The 21,697-nt window shown below is 48.4% G+C and carries 23 protein-coding genes; 17 read left to right on the top strand and 6 right to left on the bottom strand.

The window, feature by feature from the left end; genetic code table 11:
* Positions 1–29: 29 nt before the first annotated feature.
* The 5 genes from cysD to K2G43_RS10555 all read right to left on the bottom strand — a co-directional run bounded on the left by cysD (position 30) and on the right by K2G43_RS10555 (position 5,174).
* Entirely contained in the window at positions 30–941 is a 912-nt protein-coding gene (gene cysD / locus K2G43_RS10575; RefSeq protein ID WP_297643339.1) for a sulfate adenylyltransferase subunit CysD, read from the bottom strand.
* A 188-nt stretch (positions 942–1,129) separates the two neighbouring features.
* A complete protein-coding gene (cysC, locus tag K2G43_RS10570; RefSeq protein WP_300154949.1) occupies positions 1,130–1,735 on the bottom strand; it encodes an adenylyl-sulfate kinase in 606 nt (201 codons plus the stop codon).
* A 132-nt stretch (positions 1,736–1,867) separates the two neighbouring features.
* The gene (locus K2G43_RS10565) at positions 1,868–3,427 is read right to left on the bottom strand and encodes an SLC13 family permease (protein WP_297643336.1); all 1,560 of its coding nucleotides are present in this window, start codon (positions 3,425–3,427) and stop codon (positions 1,868–1,870) included.
* Complete coding sequence (cysQ, locus tag K2G43_RS10560; RefSeq protein ID WP_297643334.1) at positions 3,424–4,266, bottom strand: 3'(2'),5'-bisphosphate nucleotidase CysQ; 843 nt, start codon at positions 4,264–4,266, stop codon at positions 3,424–3,426. The genes K2G43_RS10565 and cysQ overlap by 4 nt, the downstream gene beginning before the upstream one ends.
* Before the next feature lie 419 nt (positions 4,267–4,685).
* A complete protein-coding gene (locus K2G43_RS10555; RefSeq protein WP_300154945.1) occupies positions 4,686–5,174 on the bottom strand; it encodes an SPOR domain-containing protein in 489 nt (162 codons plus the stop codon).
* Positions 5,175–6,200: 1,026 nt separating this feature from the next.
* Between K2G43_RS10555 and K2G43_RS10550 the strand changes: the two genes are divergently transcribed.
* The 5 genes from K2G43_RS10550 (at position 6,201) to K2G43_RS10530 (ending at position 8,054) form a co-directional block, all read left to right on the top strand.
* Positions 6,201–6,536 (top strand): hypothetical protein, encoded by a 336-nt coding sequence (locus K2G43_RS10550; RefSeq protein WP_300154942.1) that lies wholly within the window; start codon positions 6,201–6,203, stop codon positions 6,534–6,536.
* 75 nt (positions 6,537–6,611) lie between these two features.
* Positions 6,612–7,079: a hypothetical protein gene (locus tag K2G43_RS10545; RefSeq protein WP_297643329.1), complete on the top strand. Its 468-nt coding sequence runs from the start codon at positions 6,612–6,614 to the stop codon at positions 7,077–7,079.
* Positions 7,080–7,187: 108 nt separating this feature from the next.
* Positions 7,188–7,397 (top strand): YtxH domain-containing protein, encoded by a 210-nt coding sequence (locus K2G43_RS10540; protein ID WP_297643327.1) that lies wholly within the window; start codon positions 7,188–7,190, stop codon positions 7,395–7,397.
* A 21-nt stretch (positions 7,398–7,418) separates the two neighbouring features.
* Positions 7,419–7,781 (top strand): phage holin family protein, encoded by a 363-nt coding sequence (locus K2G43_RS10535; protein ID WP_297643324.1) that lies wholly within the window; start codon positions 7,419–7,421, stop codon positions 7,779–7,781.
* 12 nt (positions 7,782–7,793) lie between these two features.
* Positions 7,794–8,054 (top strand): hypothetical protein, encoded by a 261-nt coding sequence (locus K2G43_RS10530; protein ID WP_297643322.1) that lies wholly within the window; start codon positions 7,794–7,796, stop codon positions 8,052–8,054.
* Positions 8,055–8,400: 346 nt separating this feature from the next.
* Here the strand turns inward: K2G43_RS10530 and K2G43_RS10525 are convergent, their stop codons facing one another.
* On the bottom strand, positions 8,401–9,372 hold the full coding sequence (locus tag K2G43_RS10525; RefSeq protein ID WP_297643321.1) for a type I phosphomannose isomerase catalytic subunit: 972 nt from the start codon (positions 9,370–9,372) through the stop codon (positions 8,401–8,403).
* Positions 9,373–9,571: 199 nt separating this feature from the next.
* On the opposite strand from K2G43_RS10525, the gene K2G43_RS10520 reads away from it, so the two are divergent.
* From K2G43_RS10520 to K2G43_RS10465, 12 genes are all read left to right on the top strand, one after another.
* Positions 9,572–10,669 (top strand): aldose epimerase family protein, encoded by a 1,098-nt coding sequence (locus K2G43_RS10520; protein ID WP_297643319.1) that lies wholly within the window; start codon positions 9,572–9,574, stop codon positions 10,667–10,669.
* A gap of 39 nt (positions 10,670–10,708) precedes the next feature.
* Entirely contained in the window at positions 10,709–11,974 is a 1,266-nt protein-coding gene (locus K2G43_RS10515; protein WP_297643288.1) for an MFS transporter, read from the top strand.
* Positions 11,975–12,014: 40 nt separating this feature from the next.
* Complete coding sequence (gene galK, locus K2G43_RS10510) at positions 12,015–13,169, top strand: galactokinase (protein ID WP_297643287.1); 1,155 nt, start codon at positions 12,015–12,017, stop codon at positions 13,167–13,169.
* Positions 13,170–13,525: 356 nt separating this feature from the next.
* Positions 13,526–15,535, top strand: a complete 2,010-nt coding sequence (locus tag K2G43_RS10505; protein WP_297643286.1) for a transketolase — start codon at positions 13,526–13,528, stop codon at positions 15,533–15,535.
* Between the two features lie 24 nt (positions 15,536–15,559).
* On the top strand, positions 15,560–16,000 hold the full coding sequence (gene rpiB / locus K2G43_RS10500) for a ribose 5-phosphate isomerase B (RefSeq protein ID WP_297643284.1): 441 nt from the start codon (positions 15,560–15,562) through the stop codon (positions 15,998–16,000).
* Between the two features lie 232 nt (positions 16,001–16,232).
* Entirely contained in the window at positions 16,233–16,508 is a 276-nt protein-coding gene (locus K2G43_RS10495) for a tetratricopeptide repeat protein (RefSeq protein WP_297643282.1), read from the top strand.
* A 10-nt stretch (positions 16,509–16,518) separates the two neighbouring features.
* Positions 16,519–16,746 (top strand): ferredoxin family protein, encoded by a 228-nt coding sequence (locus K2G43_RS10490; protein ID WP_297643280.1) that lies wholly within the window; start codon positions 16,519–16,521, stop codon positions 16,744–16,746.
* A 12-nt stretch (positions 16,747–16,758) separates the two neighbouring features.
* Positions 16,759–17,838, top strand: a complete 1,080-nt coding sequence (locus K2G43_RS10485) for a 3-methyl-2-oxobutanoate dehydrogenase subunit VorB (RefSeq protein WP_297643277.1) — start codon at positions 16,759–16,761, stop codon at positions 17,836–17,838.
* Between the two features lie 6 nt (positions 17,839–17,844).
* Positions 17,845–18,015, top strand: coding sequence for a hypothetical protein (locus tag K2G43_RS10480; RefSeq protein ID WP_297643275.1), 171 nt, complete (start codon positions 17,845–17,847; stop codon positions 18,013–18,015).
* A 37-nt stretch (positions 18,016–18,052) separates the two neighbouring features.
* Positions 18,053–18,814 carry a thiamine pyrophosphate-dependent enzyme gene (locus K2G43_RS10475; RefSeq protein WP_297643273.1) on the top strand — a complete coding sequence of 254 codons (762 nt, stop codon included), beginning with the start codon at positions 18,053–18,055 and terminating at the stop codon, positions 18,812–18,814.
* A gap of 16 nt (positions 18,815–18,830) precedes the next feature.
* Positions 18,831–19,376 carry a 2-oxoacid:acceptor oxidoreductase family protein gene (locus K2G43_RS10470; RefSeq protein WP_297643271.1) on the top strand — a complete coding sequence of 182 codons (546 nt, stop codon included), beginning with the start codon at positions 18,831–18,833 and terminating at the stop codon, positions 19,374–19,376.
* A gap of 200 nt (positions 19,377–19,576) precedes the next feature.
* Positions 19,577–21,697, top strand: coding sequence for a putative porin (locus K2G43_RS10465; protein ID WP_300154930.1), 2,121 nt, complete (start codon positions 19,577–19,579; stop codon positions 21,695–21,697).

The following is a 21,697-nucleotide window of genomic DNA, read 5'->3' as shown; positions in this document are numbered from 1 at the left end:
TTTTCAATTCTCAATTTTTAATTCTCAATTTAAAAGTATCCTTCGCGCTTCTTCTGCTCCATGCTCGCCTCCTGGTCGAAGTCGATGACGCGGGTAGTACGTTCGCTCTTGGTGGTGGTCATCATCTCTTCGACAATCTTCTCGATGGTGTCCGCCTCGCTCTCCACGGCACCGGTCAGCGGCCAGCAGCCCAAAGTGCGGAAGCGTACCATGCGCATCTCTATCCGGTCGCGATACTGCTCCGGCAGGCGTTCGTCGTCTGCCATAATCAGGTTCCCGTCTATCTCCACACAGGGACGCTCTTTGGCGAAGTACAGCGGCACGATGGGGATGTTCTCCAGACGAATGTATTGCCAGATGTCCAGTTCGGTCCAGTTGCTGAGGGGGAACACACGGATGCTCTCGCCTTTATGCACGCGGGCATTGTAGATATCCCACAATTCGGGACGCTGGTTCTTGGGATCCCACTGGTGGAACTTGTCGCGGAAAGAGAAGATACGCTCCTTGGCACGCGACTTCTCTTCGTCGCGGCGGGCACCGCCGAACGCGGCATCAAACTTGTGCTTATCCAGTGCATGAAGCAATGCTTGCGTCTTCATCAGGTCGGTATGCACCTTGCTGCCATGCGTGAAAGGCCCCACCCCGGCGTTGAAAGCCTCCATGTTGCTTTCCACAATCAGGTTCCAGCCATACTTCTTGGCATATTCGTCGCGGAACTGAATCATCTCCTTGAATTTCCACTTAGAATCGATGTGCATCAATGGGAAAGGCACCTTGCCCGGATAAAACGCCTTCTCTGCAAGGCGCACCATCACCGACGAATCCTTTCCGATGCTATAGAGCATCACCGGATTCTCAAACTCCGCCGCCACTTCGCGGATGATATGAATGGACTCCGCTTCGAGTTCCTTCAAATGGCTCAATCTATATTCTTCTTTCATAAGTAGCTTATTTTTTAAAGTTTCGCATCTCTTTGATATGCTCTCAGGATACGAGTTAACAAGGCTACAAGGAGAAACGGACCGGAATTCTACCGGCATCCCCCGCACAAGGCAGGCAGCCTGAAGAGCCTTGTACACTTGTTTACTTGTCCACCGGAAGCAAGTTCAAGAACTTGCGAAACTTAAAGTTATTTCTTCTGTATTTTTGGTAAAACAAGCTCCAGCAACTTGCCTACCGACTCTTCTACGCTGAGCACGGCGGTATCCAGCGTCAACGCCGGGCGGGCAGGTGCCTCAAAAGGCGCGGAGATGCCGGTGAAGTTCTTGATTTCTCCCTTGCGTGCCTTGGCATAGAGCCCCTTCACGTCGCGGCGTTCACACTCTTCCAGCGAAGTGCTGACATAAATTTCCAGGAAATCGTCGTGCCCGATGATGCCTGCCGCCATCTCGCGGATGTCGTTGTTGGGACTGATGAAGGCTGCAATGGTGACGATGCCGGTATCTACAAAGAGCTTGGAGACCTCGGCGATGCGACGGATGTTCTCCACACGGTCGGCTTCCGCAAAGCCAAGATTGTTGTTGATACCGCTACGGATGTTGTCGCCATCCAGAATGCGGCAGAGCACTCCCCGTTTATGGAGCTCGCGCTCCAACGCGATGGCTATCGTGCTCTTGCCCGAACCGCTCAGACCGGTGAACCAGACCATGACACCACGCTGCTTCAGCAACTCTTCCTTATCGCGGCGTGCCAGCATCCGGTCGAATATCGGGTAGATGTGATTGTTCTCGTCCATATAACAATTGTTTAATTCATTTCTATTCTGATTTTCAGGCACGGATTTCACGGATTACTTAAAGAAAAAACCGTGTAAATCCGTGTAATCTGTGCCTAATTTATTCAAATTGCCATCATTTCTTTTCCTCTTTCAGAACGGCCAGATTAACGGTATCAGGAACACGGAAATCAGGAAGGAGATGATGTTCAGCGGCAAACCGATGCGGACGAAGTCCGTAAACTTGTAGTTACCAATACCCTGCACTATCAGGTTGGTCTGATAGCCGATGGGCGTGGAAAAACTTGCCGACGCCCCCATGCAAATCACCACGAAGAAAGGCATCGGACTTACCCCCATCTGCGCCGAAATGGAAAGCGCCAGTGGAAAGGCAAGCGCCGCCGCCGCATTGTTGGTTATCAGCTCCGTGAAGAGGTTGGTAATGATGAACATCGCCGCCAGCAACACGTGGGGACCGTAGTGGTCGCTCATGCCGATGATGAACCGCGCCACCACATCCGCCACTCCCGAATTGCCCATCGCCTTGCTGATGGCAAAGGCACAGGCTATGGTTATCAGAATGTCCCAGGAGATGTATTTGGTGTATTTACGTGCCGGAAACATCTTCGTCCACGCCATGATGATGGTGGTGATGGAAACAAAGAAGAACATATCCAGCTTGATGCCGGGGAACGCCTCTTTCACCACCGGCAGTTCGCCCACAGTAGCACCGGTAATCATCAGCACCAGCAGCGTCAGCGCAAACCAACGCTTTCCTCTTCCCGCCACCGGTTCCGTATCCTTGCCGTTGGCAAGCAACACGAACACAGACGACTCTCCCCATGTCTTCACAAAGGAGTCGTCCGCCAGCACCACCAGCGTGTCGCCTTCGCGGAAGTATTCGCCTTCCAGCGCCTCGCCCACAATGCGCTGTCCGTTGCGTTTAATCTCCTTCACCTCGGCACCGTAGTGACGCTTGAAGTCGAAGTCGCCTGTTTTCTTATTGATGCCGGGAAAACGAGCACCCAGCACGGCTTCCACGGGATGCAGAAGATCGTTATCCTCCGCCTCGTCGCTTTCTTCCTTCACACCATCCGTGCGGACATCGGGCAGCAATCGCGAAGAGAAGGCAAACAGGTAGAGGATGCCCGCAATGGCAATGAAGATGCCCACCTTGCCCAGCTCAAACATGGTAAAGCCCTCGTACCCTGCCTCCAGAATCATGCCATGCACCACCAGATTGGTGGAAGTGCCTATCAGCGTACAGATGCCTCCCAGCACCGTCACGTAGGAAAGGGGAATCAGGAACTTGGTAGCCGGCAGCCGGACCGACTTCGCCCAACGCTTGATGATGGGAGCAAAAATAACCACCACCGGCGTATTGTTCAGAAACGCAGAAATGAAGGCAATGGTGGGCAACATGCGAAACTGCGCCTTGAAAACCGTAGTTTTGCCCTGTGGAAGCAACTTCTTGATGATTTGCCCCAAAGCACCCGACTGCCGGATGCCCTCGCTCACTAGAAACAGCATGGCAACCGTTATCATCCCCTTGTTACTGAACCCCTCCAGCATCTCCTTCGGGGTCAGGATACCGGCACAAAGAAACAGCACCACTACCGTGAACAGCACCATGCCCGGGCGCATTTTGTCCATCACCAGAGCAACCACCATGCCCAACAAGGCAAGCAATACAAATACTATCTCGAACGTCATAAGGAAAAGGATGTTTTAGCTGTGACTGCATGCTTGGCTTCCACGATGAACCAAGGATTCAGCAAATCTTCTTTATTATAGCGCAAAGGTTCTTCCTTGCCGGCCTGATAGATCTCCATACCGGCCGCCCGCGCGATGGCGTGCCCCGCCGCCGTGTCCCACTCCATCGTAGGTGCGAAACGGGGATAGACATCGGCCTTGCCTTCAGCAACCTGGCAAATCTTGATGGAGCTTCCGCTTGAAATCAGCTCCACGTCCGCATGCGTACGCTTCACCTCGTCGATGTAGGCCTCCGTTTCCGGTGTCAGATGCGAACGGGAAGCGACCACGACAAACCGGTCGCGTACGGTCGTTTCAGGCAACCGGAACGCCTTTGCCACCAGTTCTTCCCAAGACATTCCGTCACGGGCCGTGATGCCCGAAAGCTTGTAAGCTCCCCCGTCATCCGATCCGAAATACAACTCCTTCTTCACCGGCACGTAGATAACCCCCATGACCGGTACCGCACGGTGCACCAAAGCGATGTTCACCGTAAATTCGCCGTTCCGTTTGATGAACTCCTTCGTGCCGTCCAGCGGGTCCACAATCCACAAGGTCTCCCATGCCCGACGCTCCGAATAAGGCAGACGCTTCCCCTCTTCGCTCAGCAAAGGAAAAGGCGTATCACTCAAAAAGCGGCTGATCGTTTCATGCGCCTTACGGTCGGCGATGGTCAGCGGAGAGTTATCCGCCTTCTTTTCTATCTGAAAATCCGATGCAGGGTCATTGTAAATGGAAAGTATCTGTTCGCCAGCCTGCAAGGCGGCATCTATCGCATTCAATATATATTGTTGTTCCATACTTATCATTTCAAGTTTCGCAAGTTCTTGCACTTGCTTTCAGTGAACAAGTAAACAAGTGGGCAAGGCTCTTCCGACTGCCTGTTTTGTACAGGGGATGCCGGTAGAACTCCGGCCCGTTTCTCCTTGCAGTCTTGTCAACTTGCATCTTTGTTAACCTCTTCTCAAAGAGAGGATGCAAAATTAAAACTTTTTCAAGCCAAAAAGTTTTCAAGCAATCTTTTATAACTCCTTTTAACTCACTATAACTCCTGAAATTGACCATCCAATACTGTTCACCTCTAATAATTTAGGCACGGATTGCACGGATTTACACGTTTTTTTTCTTTAAGAATTCCGTGAAATCCGTATAATCCGTGCCTAAAATCATACCATTACGTAAGCGATGACAAGACTTTCGGGCAATCCGTCCGACTCTATCATTCGGCGCTATACAGCAGCCAAGCCTTCTGATAGTCGGCATTCGAGGGGTGTTGCGCCTTGAACGAGTCACGCAAGCTTTCTGCCGACGCGCGGTCATCAAAGGTGCCGATAACCACCCGATACAGGTTGCGTTCCGCATTGTAAACCACCATTGCCGCATAATTCTCATTCACCAATGTTCCTTTTACGCCTTCGGCATTGGCTTTCACGCTGTATGCTCCGCAAACCACGCTGAACTTCTTCAATACTCCGCCGGATACAACGGTCACCTTCTCCTGACGTACACCCACCGGCGCGCTTTCTACCACCTTTACTTCTACAGGGGCGGCCACTTCCTGTACAACAGGTTCCGTCTGCTGCGGCTCAGCCAACTCCTGCTGTTTAGCCTTTTCGTATGCTTTCTTATAAGCACTTTCACTTGATTTGCAAGAAGAGAATGCCAAAGCGATACATACGCCCATTCCCAATACAGCTAATTTTTTCATTTTCAGATTATTTTTATTGATTATACTATTTCTATCCGCTATCAAATTTTCACGCAAGTGCCCTGATTTTTCAGCCACCGCACTTTCAGACGGCAAATTAATAGAAATTTCGCCACCTGTCAAAGAATAATCTGCAAAAACTTTATTCTTTCACCACCACGGATCTTTCATTTAGGACTTACACTTATTTTTCAGACGCGGATTGAGCGGATAAAGCGGATTTTATTTTTATCAACTGAATAAATAATCCGTCCAATCCGTTAAATCCGCATCTGAAAAATGAAAACGACTTTCAATGAAAGAGCCGTGATTCTTTCACCCGGCTTCATTGAAAGGAATTAGAAGGAGTTATAGTCAAACCGAAATATCCTGCGAATGGATTGACCAATTGCCAACGGATGCGAGAGGGGCATTGAGCCGGACGCTTCACGCGCCCCGAAAGGAATGTAAAACATTTTCATGACTCATTTTCGCAGCCGGCCGATTCCGGTGAAAAAATGGCCTTCCCCCCTTTTCTACGCGGTTCTCCCTATCCGCTTCCTGTCCCACCCCTACCAGGGCCTATTCGGCTTCGGACGTTCTTCGGACAAACTCCACTCCCTAGGACCGAAGAATGTCCGAAGAACGTCCGAAGAAACACCGAAGAAACTATGGAGCAGAAAAGAGCCGGATGAGACGCGGAAAGAAAAAACAGGGAGAAAGGTATTTTGGAGGAATGAGATATATCGTGTAAACAATTATGATTTTTCGTTGAGAATGCGCCGAAGCAATGATAAGCTTGCATAAGCACATTTTCCAGACGCGGATTGAGCGGATAAAGCGGATTTTATTTTTATCAGCTACATAAATAATCCGCCCAATCCGCTCAATCCGCGTCTGAAAAATGAAAACAAACTTTAAAGAGCCGTGTAGCGACAATGATTTCAAGGCAAAAAACGGCCTTAAAAGTTTGCCAGTAGCAAACTTTTGACTATATTTGCATAGTCATGACAAACGCGGGTGACGTCCGCATAAGTTCTTTACATTATGGAACATTTAATTTCGGCTATTCTCGAGATAGCCAAGGAGAATCCTTTGGGATTCACGGTTGACCTGACAACCTTAAAAAAGGTCACAAAAGGTATTTCGGTCGCCTACTTCGACACACAAGACAGTTTCGGAGAAGAAGGGCTGAAAAGAGTTCTTAACCATGCTTTAAGCCACGAAAAGAAGGTCGGCGGATGGCTGAACGAAGAGAATGAGCAATTCTACTTTGACAGCATCCGAATTTTCACCAACCTTGAAGAAGCCAAGCAATTCGGGCGTAAAAACAAGCAGATTGCTATTTTCGACTTAAGAGAGCTAAGACTTATCAAATTGTGATTTGGTGGGAGTATATCCCCTACTTAAAAAAAAGCAAACAACAACCCGATTGTCAAATCGTAAATAGATGACATTATGAAAAATTTAGAATCACTTCCTCTTACTGCCGAGGTTAAAAAGCGACTTGAAGAATTCGCTAAGCAGTATCGCCGTATGGCACACATCGTCGTTGAAATAGTTTCATACGAAGAAGGCCGTCTGATAGTACGCGCCGAACAAAAAGATTTAGTCAACGGCAAGTTCCTCTCCAAAAAGGAACTGGCCGATCGTGTACGCGAAATGTTCAAGGGTGAGATTCCCGAAGATTGGAAGCTGACGGTTTCGGCTGTCAACTTCGACCGAAAAGACATCGACAACATCACTGTCACTTGGCTCAAAAACCGTATGGAGAAACTAAGTATCAAAGCCAAACACCTGAGCAACTATACAGGCATTGACAAATGCACCCTCTCCTCTATTTTGTCGGGTGACAAAGATCTTACGAAATGGCATAAAGTGGCATTTTACTACTTCTTCAAATACTACGAAGTAGCAAACTTTTAAGAAAAGGCGGCACGATATTTTCAAAAAAAAGAAAGGTGGCATGAACAATTCCTTGAAAATAATTGTTAGCTTTGCTGTATGAACCTCTAAAAAAAGAAAGGAAACATTATGAAAGGATTAAATGTATTGGCAGCTTTTTTGGGCGGCGCGGCAGTAGGCGCGGCTTTTGGTATTTTATTCGCTCCTGAAAAGGGAGAAGATACCCGTAGTAAAATCGCAGACATTCTGCGCAAGAAAGGCATCCGCCTGAATCACAACGAGATGAAAGACCTGGTGGATGAAATCGCATCCGAAATCAAAGGTGAAGTAGCCGAGTAAGAACTTAAAAACAGAGCCACTATGTTCGCAACTGATAAAAGCATCGAAAACATACAGCAATTGTTCCTGGAATTCAAGAAGTATCTGGAACTGCAAAAAGAATATACCAAACTGGAAGTTGCCGAAAAGCTCTCCAAACTGCTTTCCACGCTTCTGCTGGTACTACTGGTCATCGTGCTTGGCGTAGTGGTTCTGTTTCACCTGTCGTTCACGCTGGTCTATGTGCTGGCACCGCTGGTAGGCGGGCTGATGATGAGTTTTGCCGTCATTGCGCTTTTCCACATCCTGCTCATCGTATTGCTCGTCATGTTCCGCAAAAAGCTGATTATCGACCCGACCGTGAAACTGATTGCAGGCCTGTTTTTAGATGACACAACCAACTAAATCGAAACTCCGATGGATAATACCCTCAACCACATTCCCGCTACATTGGAAAGCATTGCCGCACAAAAAGCCGAACTGCGCAAACAGCTCAACCGGCAAAAAGAGGTAATGACCACACTCGCGCATGAGATTTTCGCTCCACTGGAGCCCGCAAAAGACAAGACCAATGCCGTAATGAGAACATTCAATACCGGCATGGCGATTTTTGACGGTGTGATGGTGGGGGTGAAACTGATGCGAAGTTTCAGAAGGATGTTCAGGAAGAAGAAATAGGAAAGCAGGCCTTTACTATGATACATCGTATTTAGGCTTACATTTCAAACAATGCAGGCGTGTCAAAACATGCCTCTCGCTTTCTTTTAGGCACGGATTGCACGGATTTACACGGTTTTCTTCTTAATGAACCCGTGAAATCCATGTAATCCGTGCCTAAAATCTATCATCTCATTATTATCCTGCACACCTACATATTATTTTCCGTGATACAAACAATGCAATATCATATCATTGAATGCATTTCATAAAGAAGCAGATAACACAGATAAATCAAGGAAAAAATCCGCATTATCTGCGCCATCTGCTTCTGAAGAATGTAACTACATAGGCTTTTTAGAGAAAATCAGACGTAAGTTTCAAGCAACTTCACACTGCCGTCCGGCACGATGGTCACTTCTTGCGTAGTAGCCGGAAGCAGAATCGTTTCGCCCGCCTGCACGGTAATCTCATTCTTTTCGTTGTCCGTGATGCGACAGGCACCTTCCACACAGATGAGGATAACGAACGAGTCCAATTCCGAATAGTCGCAGGTAATCTCTTCCGTCATATCATAAATGGAGGTGGTGAAATAGGGACTTGCCACCATTTCCACAGGCTCGTTCTGCACACGTTCGTAGTTTGTGCGGAAATCATCCTGCACATCCGCGAAGTTGATGGCATCAATCGCCTGGCTGGTATGCAATTCACGCGTCTTGCCATCCTTGTCCTTGCGGTTGTAGTCGAAGATGCGATACGTAATGTCCGAAGTCTGCTGTATCTCGGCCACAAAAGCCCCCGCACCGATTCCGTGCACACGTCCGGCAGGAACATAAAACACATCACCCGCCGCCACATCGCTGGTCTGCAACACTTCGGCAAATGTGCCATTATATACCCTCTCCTTATACTCTTTCGGAGTAATCTGTTCTGCAAAGCCGGAAATCAGCTTGGCTCCCTTGTCGGCAGAAACAACATACCACATTTCATTTTTGCCGAAACTGTTGTGGCGCTTCTTAGCCAACTCATCCCCGGGATGCACCTGGATGGACAAATCCTGCTTCGCGTCAATGAACTTTATCAGCAAAGGAAACTTCGTGCCGAAGCGGGCATAGTTGGCCTCTCCCACCAGCTCTTCCTTATACCTCCGGACCATTTCCGGCAGAGTCAATCCCTTGTCGGCACCATTGGCCACTACAGACTCGCTGCCTTCTACAGCCGACACTTCCCAGCTCTCGCCCACATTGGCAAGGGTTTCATTCAAATGTTTGAATGGAATGATCTTGTCGCCTCCCCAAAGCGTTTGCTTCAAAACAGGCTCAAATTTTAAAGGATACATTCGTTTTTCTAATTAAAACTTTCTATTAAAAATGTGTGTTTTTAAGATTATGGGGACAAACATACAAAAAATATCAATTTGCCTTCCATTTGTTAAACGCTAAACTTTCCTAAAATGTTCGCCACATTCTTTTCTTTTTACTTGGGGAAACGAAAGAATTTCTTTTTATTTGCAAGAAATTTAATTGATACCCCAAATTATGATAAACACTACAACCGCAGAAAATAACTTGTCCGGTTTGAGACAAGAAGATTTCCAAAGGGAAATAGACAATAAAAAGACGGATTTGTATATCCTGAAAAACGCCCAAGGGATGGAAGTGGCAGTAACAAACTATGGATGCGCCATCCTTTCCATCATGGTACCCGACAAAAACGGCAACTACGCCAACGTGATATTAGGACATGACAGCATCGACCACGTCATCAACAGTCCGGAACCTTTCTTGAACACCACCATCGGCCGCTACGGCAACCGAATAGCCAAAGGAAAATTCACCCTGTACGGCGAGGAGCACGAGCTGACCATCAATAACGGCCCCAACTCGCTGCACGGTGGTCCGACCGGCTTCCATGCCCGTGTATGGGACGCCACCCAGCCGGACCCGTCAACCGTCATCTTCAACTACACCTCCGCCGATGGCGAAGAGGGTTTTCCCGGAAAACTGGAAGTGGAAATGACCTACCGGCTGGAAGATGACACCAACGCCCTGGTCATGGAATACCGCGCCACTACCGACAAAGCCACCATTGTCAATCTGACCAACCACGGCTTCTTCAACCTGGCCGGTATCGGCACCCCCACTCCTACCGTACTGAACAACATACTTACCATCAATGCCGATTTCTATGTCCCCATTGATGAAGTATCCATACCTACCGGCGAGATTCTGAAAGTGGAAGGCACCCCCATGGACTTCCGCACGCCCCACACCATCGGCGAACGCATTGACGAAAAGCATCCCCAGCTGGTAAACGGCACAGGCTACGATCACTGCTATGTGCTGAACAAAACAGAAATGGGCGAATTGAGCCTGGCCGCCACTTGCGTGGAACCGAACAGCGGACGCACCATGGAGGTCTATACCACCGAAAACGGCGTACAGCTCTATACCGGCAACTGGCTCGGCGGCTTTGAAGGCGCACACGGAGCCACCTTCCCGGCAAGAAGCGCCGTCTGCTTTGAAGCACAATGCTTCCCCGACACGCCCAACAAGACGCACTTCCCGTCGGCCGTACTGCTACCGGGCGACGAGTACCAGCAAATAACGGTTTACAAATTCGGCGTACAAGAATAATCATAAATTTATTAATAAAAATTCAACATTTCAATTATCATGAGTCAACAAAAAAAACAATGGGGAGCCATCATTATCATGATTGCACTCTTTGCAATGATTGCTTTCGTGACGAACCTGTGTACACCGATGGCAACTATTATCAAAAACCAAGGCGAAATTTCTAACGTACTCGCTCAAATCGGCAACTACGGAAACTTTGTGGCCTACCTGATTATGGGTATCCCGGCAGGTATGCTCATCGCCAAGTACGGCTACAAGAAAACAGCACTTATCGGACTTATTGTCGGCATGGTCGGCATTCTGATTCAGTGGTACAGCGGCCAATTGGATGCGCAGGCCAATCTCGGCCTCGTATTCGGCGTTTACCTCGTGGGTGCTTTCATCTCAGGTCTCTGCATGTGTATCCTCAACTGCGTTGTAAACCCCATGCTCAACCTTCTTGGTGGTGGCGGTAACAAAGGTAACCAGCTGATTCAAATCGGTGGTGTATTCAACTCTACCGCTGCCGTGGCTTGCTACATCCTGATGGGTGCTTTGATTGCAGATGCTACCAAAGCTAAAATCGCGGACGCTACTCCCGCCCTGATGATTGCCCTTGCCATCTTTGTGATTGCATTCATCGTTATCCTCTTCACCAAGATCGAAGAACCCGAACAGGCTCCTGTTGAAGTTTCTCTTATCAAGGGAGCCATGAGCTACCGTCACTTCGCTCTCGGTACGCTGGGTATTTTCCTTTATATGGGTATCGAAGTGGGTGTTCCCAACTTTGTGAACCTCTATCTGATTTCAGATTGTGGAATCGCTGCCGGCACAGCAGGTATGATTGTAGCAGTATATTGGTTCATGATGCTCATCGGCCGTTTCGTAGGTGCAAGCATCGGTAACAAGGTAAGCGCACGCACCATGATCACTACCGTTTCTACCATCACCATCCTTTTGGTACTCTTCGGTATGTTTGCACCCGACACACAAGTCAGCTTCCCCGGTGTGGATTGGGGTAAACTTGAAGTTATTTGGGCACCTATTCCTATGGGTATCTTCTCATTCCTGCTGGTTGGCCTTTGCACATCCGTTATGTGGGGTGCTATCTTCAATATGGCTGTTGAAGGTCTTGGCAAATATACGGCTATCGCCAGCGGTATTTTTATGACAATGGTATTCGGTTGCGCCGTAATGATGGCAATCCAGGCTTCCGTAGCAGACGCATTCGGCTACATCAACAGCTTCTGGGTAGTGGTATTCTGTGCTGTTTACCTTTTGTTCTACGCATTGGTTGGTTCAAGAATCAACACTAAAAAATAATCAAGAATCCTAGTTATTCACCTTATAAAATTTTAATATCATGGATATAGAATACGTAAGAAGTCGTTTCATCAAGCACTTTGACGGAACTACAGGAGCAGTTTACGCTTCTCCGGGTCGCATCAACCTCATTGGCGAACACACTGATTATAATGGCGGTTTTGTATTCCCCGGAGCAATCGACAAAGGAATGGTGGCCGAAATCAAACCGAACGGCACTGATATAGTAAAAGCCTACTCCATCGACCTGAAGGACTATGTAGAGTTTGGCCTGAACGAAGAAGACGCTCCCCGCGCCAGCTGGGCTAGATACATCTTCGGAGTATGCCGGGAAATGATGAAACGCGGTGTGGACGTAAAAGGATTCAATACCGCTTTCGCAGGCGATGTGCCTCTGGGTGCCGGTATGTCCTCTTCCGCCGCTTTGGAAAGCACTTACGCTTACGCCATAAACGACCTGTTTGGTGACAACAAAATCGACAAGTTTGAATTGGCTAAGGTGGGACAAGCTACCGAACACAACTATTGCGGTGTGAACTGCGGTATCATGGACCAGTTTGCTTCCGTATTCGGCAAGGCAGGAAGCCTCATCCGTCTGGATTGCCGTTCATTGGAATACCAATACTTCCCGTTTGATCCGAAGGGCTACCGTCTGGTACTCGTAGATTCTGTAGTGAAGCACGAGCTTGCCTCTTCTGCCTACAACAAGCGCCGCCAAAGCTGCGAAGCCGCTGTTGCCGCCGTTCAGAAGAAGCATCCGCATGTAGAGTTCCTGCGTGACGTCAACATGGAAATGCTGAACGAAGCAAAAGCCGACATCAGCGAAGAAGACTTCATGCGTGCGGAATATGTCATCGAAGAGATTCAACGCGTACTTGATGTATGCGACGCGCTGGAAAGAGGTGACTATGAAACCGTCGGCCAAAAGATGTATGAGACACACCATGGCATGAGCAAGCTGTACGAAGTAAGCTGCGAAGAATTGGACTTCTTGAACGACCTCGCTTTCGATTGCGGCGTAACCGGTTCACGCGTAATGGGTGGCGGTTTCGGCGGCTGTACCATCAACCTGGTAAAAGAAGAGCTGTATAACACGTTCATCGAAAACGCAAAAGACAAATTCAAAGAGAAATTCGGCAGAAGCCCGAAAATCTACGATGTTGTCATCAGCGACGGTGCCCGCAGATTGGAATAATCGATTCCAGTATAATTAAGAATTCAGACAGGAGGTGTGTGTTGCACCTCCTGTTTTTTTTTAAACACGTTTTTTCATTTGAAGGAGTTTTATTGGGGGAGGCATCGGGATAAAGGCCGATATTCCTCCTTGTGTAAGCAGAACTATCGGCTTCTAACTCCCGATAACTCCTCCAACACGATAACTCCTTCAACACGATAACTCCCTCTAATTCTAAACTCCTTACAGGCCAAAGCCATAATCCTATAATAAAAAAGAGGCCCATACAATGTTGCTAATCAAACATAAAGAGTTATCTTTGCAAAAGAAAGAACGAGACGCTCTTTTTAATAAATTCAAAATTAAATAAAAACGATATGAACGACAACAAACTTATGAACCGTGCAGCGGATAACATCCGTATCCTGGCTGTATCCATGGTAGAAAAAGCCAACTCCGGACACCCCGGTGGCGCCATGGGAGGAGCAGACTTTATAAACGTACTTTTCTCCGAGTTCTTGGTATATGATCCCGAAAACCCGGCATGGGAAGGTCGTGACCGCTTCTTTCTTGACCCGGGACACATGTCACCGATGCTTTATTCCACACTGGCACTGACCGGCAAATTCACCATCGATGAGTTGAAAGCGTTCCGCCAATGGGGAAGCCCCACTCCGGGACACCCCGAACGCAACATCATGCGTGGCATTGAGAATACTTCCGGTCCGTTGGGACAGGGTCATACGTTTGCCGTTGGTGCAGCCATCGCGGCCAAATTCATGAAGGCACGCTTTGAAGAGGTTATGCCACAGACCATCTATGCTTATATCTCGGACGGTGGCATACAAGAAGAGATCTCACAAGGTGCCGGCCGTATCGCAGGCGCATTGGGCTTGGACAACCTTATCATGTTCTATGATGCCAACGACATCCAACTTTCTACAGAGACAAAAGATGTAACCATCGAAGATACCGCCAAGAAATACGAGGCATGGGGCTGGAAAGTAATCACGATAAACGGCAATGACCCCGATGCCATCCGCAGCGCACTGAATGAGGCTAAAGCTGAAAACGATCGTCCGACTCTTATCATCGGCCATACCGTGATGGGAAAAGGTGCCCGCAAGGCAGACGGCAGCAGCTACGAAGCCAACTGCGCTACCCACGGTGCCCCTTTGGGCGGTGACGCATATACTAACACTGTCAAGAATCTGGGTGGTGACCCGGCCAATCCGTTCGTCATCTTCCCCGAAGTGGCGGAACTATACGCCAAACGTGCTGCCGAGCTGAAAGAAATCATGGCCGAGAAGTATGCCATCAAAGCCGCATGGGCAAAGGCCAATCCGGAAAAAGCGGCCAAACTGGAACAGTTCTTCTCCGGCAAACTTCCTGAAATAGACTGGACTTCCATCGAACAAAAAGCAGGTGCCGCTACCCGTGCCGCATCGGCTACCGTGCTCGGCTTACTCGCCACAAAGGTGGAAAACATGATTGTGGCTTCCGCCGACCTCTCCAATTCGGACAAGACCGACGGCTTCCTGAAGAAAACACACGCCTTCGCGAAAGGCGACTTCACCGGTGCCTTCTTCCAAGCCGGTGTTGCCGAGCTGACAATGGCATGCTGCTGCATCGGTATGGCACTGCATGGAGGTATTATCCCGGCTTGCGGAACCTTCTTTGTATTCTCCGACTACATGAAACCTGCCATACGTATGGCTGCCCTGATGGAAATACCCATCAAGTTTATCTGGACACACGATGCTTTTCGCGTAGGTGAAGATGGTCCTACCCATGAGCCTGTGGAGCAAGAAATCCAAATCCGCCTGATGGAAAAACTGAAAAATCACAAGGGACACAACTCCATGTTGGTACTCCGCCCGGCAGACGTGGAAGAGACCACCATCGCCTGGAAACTCGCCATGGAGAACATGTCAACCCCTACCGGCTTGATTTTCTCCCGCCAGACCGTCGCCAACCTGCCCGCTGGCAACGATTACGAACAGGCCTCCAAAGGAGCTTACATCGTGACTGGTTCTGACGAAAATCCGGATGTGATTCTGGTAGCTTCCGGCTCAGAAGTCTCTACTCTGGTTGCCGGCACGGAATTGCTGCGCAAGGATGGCGTAAAGGTACGTATCGTATCTGTCCCCTCCGAAGGCTTGTTCCGTAACCAGAGTCCGGAATACCAAGAGAGCGTTATTCCAAACGGTGCGAAAGTATTCGGTCTGACAGCCGGATTGCCTGTCACATTGCAAGGACTGGTCGGAGCCAACGGCAAAATTTGGGGATTGGAGTCCTTCGGTTTCTCCGCACCTTATAAAGTATTGGACGAGAAGTTGGGCTTTACGGCCGAAAACGTATATAAACAAGTAAAAGCAATGCTATAATAATCACATTAGCACATTACCATCATGAAAACAATAGGAATCTGTTCCGACCACGCAGGATTTGAATTAAAGGAACATATTCGCGGGTGGTTGGAAGCAAAAGGTTGGGCTTACAAAGATTTCGGTACATACTCTACCGACAGTTGCGACTATCCCGACTTTGCCCATGCACTGGCCCAAGCAGTGGAAGCCGGCGAATGCTATCCGGGAATCGCCATCTGCGGAAGCGGTGAAGGCATCAGCATGACGTTGAACAAACATCAAGGCATCCGTGCAGCACTCTGCTGGACACCTGAAATCGCCCATTTGGCACGCCAGCACAATGATGCCAACGTACTTTCGATGCCGGGACGCTTCATCAGTACCGAAGAAGCCGACAAGATAATGGAGGAATTCTTCAATACGGATTTTGAAGGCGGACGCCATCAGAGACGGATTGAAAAGATACCGGTACACATTGCCTGACAAAAAAGGGACAAAGACATTACTCACAAAAGCCACCTTATGAGCGAAAGCTTGTAAAGTAGCGCAGGCACATCTATTTAAAGACAAGCCCGAAGCCATGACATTCTGTAAGAATACTTTATGGCTTCGGGCTTTTCCTTTCAGTCATTTTCTTATTTTTTACACCGAAAGATGCGCATAGTCTCCAAATAAAAACTATCTTTGTGAATTGATAATCCGAACTCAGTATGATATGGAGCAACTGAATACCATCAAAGAGCTTATCAACCAAGGAAGAGTGGAAGAGGCTATACGGCAGCTTGACCAAATGCTGCAAACCGAATTTCCCCGTAAAGACGAGGCATACTACCTGCGAGGAAACGCCTATCGGAAGCAAGGCAACTGGCAGCAGGCACTGAACAACTATCGGTATGCCATCGACCTGAACCCGGAAAGTCCTGCCCGACACGCCCATCAGATGATGATGGACATCCTGAACTTCTACAACAAAGACATGTATAATCAATAAATAGAGAATTATGGCAAAAATCAAAGGAGCAATCGTAGTGGACACCGAACGTTGCAAAGGCTGCAACTTGTGTGTGGTTGCCTGTCCGCTCAACGTGATTTCCCTCGCCAAAGAGGTGAATATGAAAGGGTATAATTACGCCCAACAATTCATAGAAGATAAATGCAACGGATGTGCATCCTGCGCAACCGTATGTCCCGACGGATGTATTTCCGTATATAAAGTAAAAGTTGAATAAAATCAGAAGAATATGGCAGAAGAAGTTGTATTAATGAAAGGAAACGAAGCCATCGCACACGCAGCCATCCGCTGCGGTGCGGACGGTTACTTCGGATATCCCATCACTCCGCAATCGGAGGTGTTGGAAACCCTTGCCGAACTGAAGCCCTGGGAAACGACCGGCATGGTGGTGCTTCAGGCAGAAAGTGAAGTGGCAGCCATCAATATGGTATATGGCGGTGCCGGAAGTGGTAAAATGGTGATGACCTCCTCCTCCAGTCCCGGTGTCAGTCTGAAACAGGAAGGAATCTCTTATTTGGCTGGAGCCGAATTGCCTTGCTTGATTGTGAACGTGATGCGCGGCGGTCCCGGTCTGGGAACCATCCAACCGAGCCAGGCCGATTACTTCCAGACCGTGAAAGGTGGCGGTCACGGCGACTACCGTCTGATAGCTCTTGCTCCGGCTTCTGTACAAGAAATGGCAGACTTCGTAGGATTGGCATTTGAGCTTGCCTTCAAGTATCGCAACCCCGCCATCATCCTTGCCGACGGTGTCATCGGACAGATGATGGAAAAGGTGGTGCTTCCGGCACAGAAGCCGCGCCGCACCGATGCGGAAGTCATCGAACAATGTCCGTGGGCCACTACCGGCAAAACCAACGGCCGCAATCCCAACATCATCACCTCATTGGAACTGAAACCGGAAGAGATGGAAAAGAACAACCTTCGCTTTCAGGCCAAATACAAACTGATAGAGGAGAACGAAGTGCGCTTCGAGGAAATCCATTGCGATGATGCCGAATACCTGATTGTAGCCTTCGGCTCCATGGCACGCATCGGACAAAAAGCTATGGAAATGGCACGCGAAGAAGGCATCAAGGTCGGCATACTCCGCCCCATCACCTTATGGCCATTCCCCACCAAAGCCATCGCCGCATACGCCGACAAGGTGAAAGGCATGCTTGTAACGGAACTGAATGCCGGACAGATGATTGAAGATGTTCGCCTTGCAGTCAACGGTAAAGTGAAAGTAGAACATTTCGGTCGCTTAGGTGGTATCGTGCCTGACCCGGACGAGATTGTAGCCGCTTTGAAATCTTTAATAGAATAATGTAATATGGATTCCTACAAAATAAGAACCGTGCTTAACACCCTCTTTTTGATACTGGCTGTCGCGTCCATAGTCACCTATTTCGTAGCCAAAGATGACTTCACGCTCTTCATCTATGTGTGTGGCGCAGCCATCTTCGTCAAGTTGATGGAATATTTCATACGGTTCATGAACTGATACTTTTTCAAGGAAAAGAACTCTAAAGCGTAAAATTATGACAAAAGAAGATATTATCAAACCTGAGAATCTGGTTGCAAAGAAACCGACTCTGATGAACGATAATCCCATGCACTACTGCCCGGGATGCAGCCATGGTGTGGTTCACAAACTCATTGCCGAGGTTATCGAAGAAATGGGGATGGAAGAAAAAGCGATAGGCATCTCTCCCGTGGGATGTGCCGTGTTCATCTACAACTATTTAGACATCGATTGGCAGGAAGCCGCTCACGGACGTGCGCCCGCTCTTGCCACTGCCATCAAACGCCTTTGGCCAGACCGTCTGGTATTTACGTATCAAGGCGATGGCGACTTGGCTTGCATCGGTACTGCCGAAACCATCCACGCCCTGAACCGTGGTGAAAACATCACCATCATCTTCATCAACAACGCCATTTACGGCATGACCGGAGGACAAATGGCACCCACCACCCTCGTCGGCATGAAGACAGCCACCTGCCCCTATGGCCGCGATACACATTTGCATGGCTATCCACTGAAAATGGCAGACATCGCCGCCCAACTGGAAGGTACGGCTTACGTCACCCGCCAGAGCGTGCAGTCCGTTCCCGCCATCCGCAAAGCGAAGAAAGCCATCCGCAAGGCATTCGAAAACTCAATGGCAGGCAAAGGCTCCAACCTCGTGGAAATCGTCTCTACCTGCAACTCCGGTTGGAAAATGTCGCCCGAAAAGGCGAATAAGTGGATGGAAGAGAACATGTTCCCGTTCTATCCGCTGGGTGACTTGAAGGATAAATAATTAGCACATTAGAATTATGAAAGAAGAAATCATTATAGCAGGCTTCGGTGGACAAGGAGTATTGTCCATGGGAAAGATTTTGGCCTATTCCGGACTGATGGAAAACAAGGAAGTGACCTGGATGCCGGCATACGGACCGGAGCAACGTGGTGGAACAGCCAATGTGACAGTCATCGTAAGCGATGAGAAAATATCCTCGCCTATTCTCAGCACATACGATGCCGCCATCATCTTGAACCAACCCTCATTGGAGAAATTTGAAAGCAAGGTAAAACCCGGCGGTGTGCTCATCTATGACGGTTATGGTATCATCCATCCGCCTACGCGCAAGGACATCAAGGTCTATCGCATTGATGCCATGGATGCCGCCAACGAGATGGACAACGCCAAGGCATTCAACATGATTGTATTGGGCGGATTGCTGAAACTGAAACCCATGGTCACATTGGAGAGTGTGCTCAAAGGTCTGAAGAAGACACTCCCCGAACGCCATCACCACTTGATTCCGATGAACGAAGAGGCCATCAAGAAAGGAATGGAACTGATTCAGGAGATGAAGTAAAAAAGGAGGACTTATCGGGAGTTATTCAGAAGTCAAAAGAAGTTATCGGCCGATATTTTATCTATCGCAATACTATTGGCCTTTAACTCCTAACGGAGCGAAACGAAATGATAATTCCCTTTAACTCCCGATAACTCCTCTAAAATAATAGGAGCAGTCTCAGTAAGCAAACATTTTTTATTGTATCTTTGCGCCTAATTATGAGACGAATCGTACTGACATATATCATTTTATCCGTTATTGGAATAGGGGGAAGCATGGCGCAAAACACCCTAAATCCGATAAACAACCGCGACAGGTTCGGCAATCAGATAGACCCGAGTACCCAACCGGACAATCTGGAAGACAGCACCAACACGGAAATACAAAGTCTTCCTCCCAAGCTTTACATGTGGCAATTGAGCGAGAAACTGGGTGACCGCACCATTATGCCTGTCGACACCGCCAACCTCAATTTCCAAAACAGCAACCTCATGGAAGGGGTAACCGGTCATTACAACTATCTGGGAAATTTAGGCTCCCCACGCCTTTCACGTCTGTTCTTTGAACGGAATACACAGGATTCCAACATCTTTATGGAACCTTTCTCCAGTTTTTTTGTCCGACCGGACCAACTGATGTTCACAAACAGCAACATCCCTTATACCAACCTGACCTATTACAAAGCAGGAAACAAGATTAACGGAGAGGAACGTTTCAAGTCCTACTTCTCCGTCAATGCCAACAAACAATTGGCCTTCGGCTTCAACATCGATTACCTGTACGGGCGTGGATATTATCAAAACCAATCCACCTCACACTTCAATGCAGGACTGTTCGGAAGCTATATCGGAGAGAAATATCAGATACAAGCCATCTACAACAACTTCTTCCTGAAGATGAACGAAAACGGCGGTATCGCCGACGACCAGTACATCACCCGCCCCGAAAACATGTCAGGAGGAAAGAAAGAATACGAATCAACCACTATTCCTGTCAGACTGGAACAAACCTCCAATCGTAACAAAGATTTTTACGTTTACCTGACCCAACGATACCGGCTTGGATTCACCAAAACCACCCGGGAAATAAAAGAAAGCCAATCCGGGAAAACCATTGCAGCCATTGACAGCCGCATAGCCAACGACAGTCTCTCCTCCGTAACAAATATGCCACAAGACACACTTGACACGGAAGAATTCATTCCTGTCACCAGCTTCATCCATACCTTCAAGGTGGAACGAACACGGCATCGGTTCCATTCGGGAAACGAACCAGAAGGCTTCTTCCCTAATGACTACACACTTAATGAACACCAAAGCAACGACTCCACCACAGCGCTCAGCGTAAAGAACATATTCGGAATCGCCCTGTTGGAAGGCTTCAACAAATATGCCAAAGCAGGACTGACGGCTTATATATCGCATAAGTTCAGCCGATACGACTTAATGAATACCGACATAACCACAGATATGCGCCGCATACGCTACACCGAACAGGAGGTATTCGTAGGAGGCGAACTCGCCAAACGTGAAGGGAGGCTGCTGCATTACAACATAAACGGTGAAGCCGGTTTGATGGACAAGGCAATCGGACAATTCCGCATCAACGCTCATTTAGACCTGAACTTCCGTCTGGGAAAAGATACCGTCAACTTCTACGCACGAGGATATATTAACAATACACTGCCCTCCTTCTACATGCGCCATTATCACTCCAACCACTACAACTGGGATTATGACGACATGAACAAAGAATTCCGTACACGTGTGGAAGGCGAACTGAATATCAACCGCTGGGGAACCAACCTCCGCGCCGGCATAGAGAACATCAAGCATTACACCTACTTCAACCAGAGCGCTACTCCTGAACAATGCGGCGACAACATCCAAGTGCTGTCCGCTACCCTGAAACAGGACTTCCGCTTGGGAATACTCCATCTGGACAATGAAGTGACCTGGCAGAAGACAAGCAATGAAACGGTGCTTCCATTGCCGCAACTTTCACTCTACCACAACCTCTACCTGCTGACGAAACTCGCCAAAAAGGTATTAACCGTACAATTAGGTGCCGATGTCCGGTACTTCAGCAAGTACAATGCCCCCGCATACGCTCCCGGCATACAGCAGTTCCACCTTCAATCTTCGGAAGACCAGGTAGAGATTGGCGGTTATCCGATTGTGAACGTTTACGCCAATCTGCATCTGAAACGGACACGCATCTTTGCCATGATGTATCACGTCAATGCCGGTATGGGAAAAGCGAACTATTTCTTAGCTCCCCACTACCCCATCAATCCGCGTTTGTTCAAGATTGGCCTCTCATGGAACTTCTATGACTAA

It is taken from the genome of Bacteroides sp. (genome assembly GCF_029057325.1).
In the GTDB taxonomy this organism is placed as follows: Bacteria; Bacteroidota; Bacteroidia; order Bacteroidales; family Bacteroidaceae; genus Bacteroides.
The sequence above is the reverse complement of the archived record's forward strand: the minus strand, read 5'-3'. Positions and strand labels throughout refer to the sequence as shown.

Coding starts and splice junctions, on each gene's coding strand:
- cysD (WP_297643339.1), bottom strand. CDS start 941: ATGAAAGAAGAATATAGATTGAGCCATTTGAAGGAACTCGAAGCGGAG.
- cysC (WP_300154949.1), bottom strand. CDS start 1,735: ATGGACGAGAACAATCACATCTACCCGATATTCGACCGGATGCTGGCA.
- K2G43_RS10565 (WP_297643336.1), bottom strand. CDS start 3,427: ATGACGTTCGAGATAGTATTTGTATTGCTTGCCTTGTTGGGCATGGTG.
- cysQ (WP_297643334.1), bottom strand. CDS start 4,266: ATGGAACAACAATATATATTGAATGCGATAGATGCCGCCTTGCAGGCT.
- K2G43_RS10555 (WP_300154945.1), bottom strand. CDS start 5,174: ATGAAAAAATTAGCTGTATTGGGAATGGGCGTATGTATCGCTTTGGCA.
- K2G43_RS10550 (WP_300154942.1), top strand. CDS start 6,201: ATGGAACATTTAATTTCGGCTATTCTCGAGATAGCCAAGGAGAATCCT.
- K2G43_RS10545 (WP_297643329.1), top strand. CDS start 6,612: ATGAAAAATTTAGAATCACTTCCTCTTACTGCCGAGGTTAAAAAGCGA.
- K2G43_RS10540 (WP_297643327.1), top strand. CDS start 7,188: ATGAAAGGATTAAATGTATTGGCAGCTTTTTTGGGCGGCGCGGCAGTA.
- K2G43_RS10535 (WP_297643324.1), top strand. CDS start 7,419: ATGTTCGCAACTGATAAAAGCATCGAAAACATACAGCAATTGTTCCTG.
- K2G43_RS10530 (WP_297643322.1), top strand. CDS start 7,794: ATGGATAATACCCTCAACCACATTCCCGCTACATTGGAAAGCATTGCC.
- K2G43_RS10525 (WP_297643321.1), bottom strand. CDS start 9,372: ATGTATCCTTTAAAATTTGAGCCTGTTTTGAAGCAAACGCTTTGGGGA.
- K2G43_RS10520 (WP_297643319.1), top strand. CDS start 9,572: ATGATAAACACTACAACCGCAGAAAATAACTTGTCCGGTTTGAGACAA.
- K2G43_RS10515 (WP_297643288.1), top strand. CDS start 10,709: ATGAGTCAACAAAAAAAACAATGGGGAGCCATCATTATCATGATTGCA.
- galK (WP_297643287.1), top strand. CDS start 12,015: ATGGATATAGAATACGTAAGAAGTCGTTTCATCAAGCACTTTGACGGA.
- K2G43_RS10505 (WP_297643286.1), top strand. CDS start 13,526: ATGAACGACAACAAACTTATGAACCGTGCAGCGGATAACATCCGTATC.
- rpiB (WP_297643284.1), top strand. CDS start 15,560: ATGAAAACAATAGGAATCTGTTCCGACCACGCAGGATTTGAATTAAAG.
- K2G43_RS10495 (WP_297643282.1), top strand. CDS start 16,233: ATGGAGCAACTGAATACCATCAAAGAGCTTATCAACCAAGGAAGAGTG.
- K2G43_RS10490 (WP_297643280.1), top strand. CDS start 16,519: ATGGCAAAAATCAAAGGAGCAATCGTAGTGGACACCGAACGTTGCAAA.
- K2G43_RS10485 (WP_297643277.1), top strand. CDS start 16,759: ATGGCAGAAGAAGTTGTATTAATGAAAGGAAACGAAGCCATCGCACAC.
- K2G43_RS10480 (WP_297643275.1), top strand. CDS start 17,845: ATGGATTCCTACAAAATAAGAACCGTGCTTAACACCCTCTTTTTGATA.
- K2G43_RS10475 (WP_297643273.1), top strand. CDS start 18,053: ATGACAAAAGAAGATATTATCAAACCTGAGAATCTGGTTGCAAAGAAA.
- K2G43_RS10470 (WP_297643271.1), top strand. CDS start 18,831: ATGAAAGAAGAAATCATTATAGCAGGCTTCGGTGGACAAGGAGTATTG.
- K2G43_RS10465 (WP_300154930.1), top strand. CDS start 19,577: ATGAGACGAATCGTACTGACATATATCATTTTATCCGTTATTGGAATA.